The sequence below is a fragment of the Halobacillus alkaliphilus genome (assembly GCF_900113125.1).
Classification (GTDB): domain Bacteria; phylum Bacillota; class Bacilli; order Bacillales; family Halobacillaceae; genus Halobacillus; species Halobacillus alkaliphilus.
Window position 1 is genome coordinate 17,698 of the sequence record NZ_FOOG01000048.1, and the last position, 5,963, is coordinate 23,660.

Sequence of the window (5,963 nt, forward strand, 5' to 3'; positions counted from 1 at the left end):
GAGCTGTCGTCTGAACCAGAGCTGTCATCTGAACCAGAGCTGTCGTCTGAACCAGAGCTGTCGCCTGAACCAGAGCTGTTTCCTGAATCAGAACTATCATCTGACCCCGAGCCATTTCCTGACTCATCATTAGATTCGTTGCTGGAACCAGAGTTATTCTCGGTACCAGAACTATCTTCTGAACTAGAGTCGTCTCCTGATCCAGAGTTACCATTGGAACTAGAATCATTGTCAGAACTTGAGTCCTCATTCTCTTCAGAATTGGAGCTATCTTCAGAGCGTTGCTCCGTTTCACTTTCTTGACCTTCAGAATCAGAACTGTTTTCTGGTTCACTTTCAGTCCCACTGCCGGAATCAGAATCATTATTTGAGCTGGAGTCCGTGTCAGGTTCTGGAGCTCCTGGATTGCCTATAGTTGTTGTATCGGAAAGAGAAGAATCCATACCGAAGTAATCGACTGCTCTTACCGCGAATACTCCTTCGCCTAAACCACTGTAAGAGGTACTAGTTGTGCTTCCCACTTTAGAGAAAGAACCTCCAGAGGAGGAAGCGCGATAGATACGGTATCCTACTACATCATTACTAGATGATGGTGCCCAGTCAACCGTCGAGCCGCTGGATGATACAGACCGGGGAGCAGAAGGAGACTGCCCGTCGTTATTTACGTTGGAACTGGACGCTTCTGCTGCACTGGAAGAAGGAAGAGATACTTGATTCCAATTATCAGAGTTAGGAATTAATTCATCTAAAACCTCTTTACTTGTGTATCCATTTTCCTCTAGAAATTCTGGACTTAAGACCACTCCGTCTTCACCAGTAACAAATTCTGATGGTGTATTAGGTCCAGCTACAACTAGTTCACCATCTACTTCCACAAAATTACCTCTTATTAAACTATTATCCTCTTCTTCGGGTGCATTTTCCTCGATATAGAGGTCATCTCTATCAAGTCCCACGGATTCACATAGATCTGAAGGTAACAGCCCAGAAGTAGCGCAATATTCTTGTTCCACGATACCTTCTGGCTTTTCAAAATCATTTTCAGGTACCATTAATTCGGGGCGGATTTCAGATAAGGCATTTACTACATTTGCCCAGGCTCCTTGAGTTCTGCTGCTGTAGCCCGAATCTAATTGTGCCACCTCGTTATACCCCGTCCACATGCTTACTGTTACGTTAGGGTTGGTTGCTACGAACCAGGAGTCTTTATAGTTTTGAGAGGTTCCTGTTTTTCCGGCCCAGTCAACACCAGGATTCGTTAGTTTACCTCTAACACTTGAAGCTGTACCGTAGTCAAGTACATCGCGCATCATGTCAATCGTCAAATATGAGCTTTGAGGACTGAATACTTCTGTTTCTTCCGCCTCGTGTTCAAATACGGTTTCACCATCTTTGGTTTCAATTTTTTCGATCATGTAGGCATCTACGAATTTACCGTTGTTGCCAAATGTTCCGTAAGCATTGGTGTTTTCTTCGACTGTAATTTCTTTTGCACCTAAGGCCAAAGAAGGGCGAGAATAGTCGCTTGTTTCTTCAGTTAAGTTACTTATTCCCATTTTCTCCAGGTAATTTTTAGCTGGATTTTGATCTACTATTTTTTCATATTGCTTTACAGCCGGAATGTTAAAGCTATTGGCTAAAGCATACCGTGCTGAAACCAATCCATGGTGGGTGCCTGAGTAGTTTCGCACTTCACCATCTTCACCTGGAGCTGTATTAGGATATTCGTAAGGTACGTCGGCTATAACAGTAGCCGGATGTCCTTCTCCCATATCAATGCTTGGTCCGTAGACTAGCAATGGCTTCATCGTACTTCCGATCATTCGGGGAGCATATGGATTTGTCGCATGGTTGACTTGGGATTCTTCAAAATCCCGACCGCCGATAAACCCATAAATTTTACCTGTGGCATTTTCCATGACTACGCTGCCGACTTCAACAGGAAGGGTGACTTCATACTTTTCCCCTTCGTCATTTTCTTTAGTAATAGTCTTGTCACGTCCAAATCTATCACCGTATTCATTCTTCACTTCCTGCATAGCGTCATATACTTTTTTATCTATGGTGGTTTTAATTTGGTAACCACCGGAAGTTAATCGGCGTTCTGCGAGTTCTTTATATTCTTTCGCGAGTTCTTCATCTTCTTCAAGGTCTTTTTCACTATGTCCATTTTCTTCTGCCAGCTGGACTTCTAAAATTTCTTGAGCTCTTCTCTTAATCTCGTTGGTTAAGAAAGGATAGGTGATACTAGCAGAGGTTGTAGAGTTTGCTAGATTCTCTTTAGTAATTTTAAAGTCTTTAGCTTCTTCATATTCCTGCTTTGTAATATACTCTGCTTCATACATGCGCTCAAGTACCTCGTGCATACGATCCATACCTGGCTCAAGTCCTTCTTCACTTTTAATGGAACCGTCATTATTAAAAGGGGTATAAGCGTAAGGTGCCTGCGGCAAACCAGCTATAAAAGCAGCCTGCGCAATGGAGAGGTTGTCAGCTTCGACTCCAAATATACCTTGAGCGGCAGTGGAAACGCCGGCAATGTTTTGACCATTTGCATTACGTCCAAATGGTACGATGTTCAGGTAAGCTTCCAATATTTCATCTTTCTCGAAAAAGCGTTCAATACGAAGAGCAAGCAGCATTTCTTTAGCTTTTCTTTCAAAGGAGACTTCGTTTGTGAGGATTTGGTTCTTAACGAGCTGCTGGGTTAATGTACTTCCACCGGTTTTAACCGCTGAGTTTGAAACTTCCTGTACGACTGCACGCATGACCGCTTTAGGTACCACGCCACTATGTTCTTTAAAGTATTCATCCTCTGTCGCAATAACTGCATTCTTCAGGTTATCGCTAACCTCATCCAGCTTTACTTCTTCACGGTAAAGATCTGATCGTACCTTACCTAATATTTCATCCCCGGCAAAGAACATTTCTGAGGTTTCTGAATAGTTGTAAATGCTCTCCTGCATTTGTTCTTTACTCCGAACCTCTTCGTCTTTAACAAGAGATGCAAAGTAACCGGCACCGACTCCTCCGGCAAAGAAGAGCCCTATGACGCCGATAATAATAAAGAATAAAATGACATTCCAAACCACATCTGCCGTGATACGTGATTTTTTTTGAATGCTTCCTTTATTCCATAATGATTTAAAATCCATTTTATTTCGACCGCTATTTTTATTATTAGACATAATGAGACCTCCTAAAAAATCCATTCCATATTATAACACAACGGAATGAAAGAGGACATAAATGCAGAGGATATTCTTATTGCTTTTCCTTTATGAGTGTGATAAAAATAAAACATAGTTAAATATGCGTGCGTTGAACGATTGAAGTAAAAAACAAATCACTGGTACAGAGACCTGACGGCTGGTGGAAGTCAGGCCACATTTGTTTTTGAATTACGGTCCGGAGCATTCTTCTGGTATGAATCAGAAGACGGTTATGATTAGCCGTTATCGATACAAGTGGCACAAACGTGCAACAAGGGTGGTACCGCGACGAGATCTCGTCCCTTTATTATAGGGATATTGAGGTCTTTTTTTTATGCTCTACCAGCCATTTAACATACGCATACCAAGAAAAAGAGGAGTGATCACATGGAATTGCTGAAAGATTTACAACAGAGGGGTTTAATTAATCAAATAACGGATGAGGATGGCTTGACCTCCCACTTGAATGAGAAACAAGTTACTCTTTATTGCGGCTTTGATCCAACGGGAGCTAGTCTTCACATCGGGCATCTTCTTCCTATTCTTATGCTGAAGCGATTCCAGCAGGCCGGTCATCGTCCTATCGCGCTGGTAGGAGGGGGCACTGGGATGATCGGGGACCCGAGCGGCCGATCGTCAGAACGACAATTAAATGAGGCCAGTGTGGTTCATGAATATAGTGAAAAAATTAAAGGACAGCTCGCTAAAATCTTGAACTTTGATGAAGGAGAAAATGCAGCAGTAGCTCGAAATAATTTCGAGTGGTTATCTGAGATGACGATCATTGATTTTCTTAGAGACACAGGGAAACATTTTGGTGTGAATTACATGCTTTCCAAAGAATCGGTGGAATCAAGGATAGAACAAGGGATAAGTTTTACTGAGTTCAGCTACATGATCCTTCAGTCGCTGGATTTTCAAAAGCTGAATCAGAAAGAAAATTGTACGCTGCAGATTGGCGGCAGTGATCAATGGGGAAACATTACAGCTGGTTTAGAGCTAATTCGTCGTGCCCGAGGTGAAGAAGAAGTAGAAGCTTACGGGTTAACTATGCCTCTAATTACAAAAGCTGATGGTTCGAAATTTGGAAAAACTGCTGGAGGAGCCATCTGGCTGGATCCTGAAGCTACTTCGCCTTACGAATTCTACCAGTTCTGGATTAATGCTGATGATAGAGATGTCATTAAGTTTCTCAAATACTTTACTTTCTTAGGGATGGACGAAATCGCTGAATTAGAAAAAGAAGTGCAGGAGCAACCAGAAAAACGAGTGGCACAGCGACGTCTTGCTGAAGAGATGACGAAACTTGTCCATGATGAAGATGCGCTTGCTCAGGCTGAGAGAATCACGGAAGCTCTTTTCAGCGGAGATATTAAATCTTTATCAGGCCAGGAAATTGAACAAGGTTTTAAAGATGTACCAGCGTTTTCATCTTCCGATAAAGAACCTCAGCTTGTTCAATTGCTTGTAGACACAGGAATTTCATCTTCGAAACGACAGGCCCGAGAAGATATTAACAATGGTGCTGTATATATTAATGGTGAGCGAAATCAGGATGTAAAACATCAAATTAATGAAGAAAACCGTATTGAAGATCGATTCACTATTATTCGCAGAGGTAAGAAGAAATACTTCTTAGTCCGTTACGAATAAACTATTTTAAACTGCCTTTATTATAAGCCGCTTCGGTTTATAATAAAGGCAGTTTTTTGTTTTTAAGTTATTTACTTTGGAAATGTGTCCGAAAAAGTTAATGAAAGTGTGTACTTAAAAAGGAGGCTTGAGTAGATATGGTGCTCGACTTATGCAAGATACTTCCTTCTCTACGGTCTGGTCAGCTTTATATAATAGGAGTCGATGGTTTAAGCAGGTCGGGGAAAACTACATTTGTAAATCAGCTAGAGAGCGAGCTAAATAAAAAGAGGGTGGATTTGTGTACCTTTCATATGGATAATCATATCGTTAAAAAGAATGAACGTTACGACACTGGATTTGAAGATTGGTATGAGTATTACCAGTTGCAATGGGAGGTGGAGTGGTTAAAAGAGCATCTTTTTGAAAAAGTCAGGTGCGGTTGTCAGCTTACTCTTCCTTTTTATGATAACGAAGCGGATGAACGTAACTATCAAACGGTTGATTTACCCCAAGAGGGAGTTATTCTTATAGAAGGGGTTTTTCTTCAAAGAAAAGAGTGGCGGCCTTATTTTGACCACATAATATTTTTAGATTGTGCTAGAAACCGAAGATTCGCACGTGAGGATCCATTTGCTCGAAAAAACATGGACAAATTTAGAAATAGGTATTGGAAAGCGGAGGATTATTATCTGCGAGATGTTAAACCTCGTATATCTGCTAATTGTGTGCTGAATACTTAAAAGTACGACCAAAGTAAAAAAAACCGCCGTTTTAAACGGCGGCAGCTTGTAGAGAAACCCCGTGTTTTTCTGCAAGCTTTTTTTGTGCAGATCGTGCGGGCGAATACCACTCGCTTTCCGCGGACGAACGCCCGAGCCTCCTCGTGAAACCCACACTGCGGGGTCTCGGATCGCCCGTTTTTCCGCAGGAGTCTCCTGGTATTCGCCCGCCCTTCACCGAAAAAGACTCTCCTTCACCTATCTCACCCTGGATAGGTGAAGGGCAATCTTTTTCATGTTTTGGCAGGCCGCCGTCAGTAACGCTTGTTCGCGTACATTCTCTTTTCCGCGCAAGCGACAATAACGCAGCCCGTGCAGTTCTTTTGAATCTGCGAAG

4 protein-coding genes and 1 other annotated feature are annotated in these 5,963 nt (G+C 42.1%); of the genes, 2 read left to right on the plus strand and 2 right to left on the minus strand.

Going from position 1 to position 5,963, the window contains the following annotated elements; all coding sequences use genetic code 11:
• Positions 1 to 3,188: transglycosylase domain-containing protein (locus BMZ06_RS17875; protein ID WP_089754186.1), on the minus strand; the 3,188-nt coding region annotated here is incomplete at its 3' end.
• A gap of 124 nt (positions 3,189 to 3,312) precedes the next feature.
• Positions 3,313 to 3,519: a binding site (T-box leader), on the plus strand.
• An 80-nt stretch (positions 3,520 to 3,599) separates the two neighbouring features.
• Between BMZ06_RS17875 and tyrS the strand changes: the two genes are divergently transcribed.
• Both tyrS and BMZ06_RS17885 read left to right on the plus strand, forming a co-directional pair.
• Positions 3,600 to 4,865 (plus strand): tyrosine--tRNA ligase, encoded by a 1,266-nt coding sequence (tyrS, locus tag BMZ06_RS17880; protein WP_089754180.1) that lies wholly within the window; start codon positions 3,600 to 3,602, stop codon positions 4,863 to 4,865.
• 137 nt (positions 4,866 to 5,002) lie between these two features.
• Positions 5,003 to 5,587: a kinase gene (locus tag BMZ06_RS17885; RefSeq protein ID WP_089754182.1), complete on the plus strand. Its 585-nt coding sequence runs from the start codon at positions 5,003 to 5,005 to the stop codon at positions 5,585 to 5,587.
• A 237-nt stretch (positions 5,588 to 5,824) separates the two neighbouring features.
• Here BMZ06_RS17885 and BMZ06_RS17895 read toward each other — a convergent pair.
• The coding region (locus BMZ06_RS17895) for a transposase (protein ID WP_139205855.1) at positions 5,825 to 5,963 on the minus strand (139 nt) is incomplete at its 5' end.